Genomic DNA, 255 nt, shown 5'->3' on the forward strand with positions numbered 1-255 from the left:
CAAGGACAAAAACAAGCTCTACGCACTGCATGCGCCAGAGGTGGAGTGCCTGGCCAAAGGCAAGGCGCGCACGCCGTATGAGTTTGGGGTGAAAGTGTCGATCACGACGACGCACAAGGAAGGTCTGCTCGTTGGAATGCGCTCGATGCCCGGCAATCCCTACGACGGGCACACACTTGCAGAAGCGCTCGAGCAGGCGGCGATCCTGAGCGACGTCACGCCGGAAATCGCCGTCGTCGACCGTGGCTACAAGGG

The 255-nt window shown here is 61.2% G+C and carries 1 protein-coding gene; it reads left to right on the forward strand.

The features are described from left to right. Nucleotides 1–255 (forward strand): transposase (locus VSR68_RS43050; RefSeq protein ID WP_342945396.1); only part of this gene is annotated, 255 nt, incomplete at both ends.

The sequence above is a fragment of the Paraburkholderia phymatum genome, from assembly GCF_038900715.1.
GTDB lineage: Bacteria > Pseudomonadota > Gammaproteobacteria > Burkholderiales > Burkholderiaceae > Paraburkholderia > Paraburkholderia phymatum_A.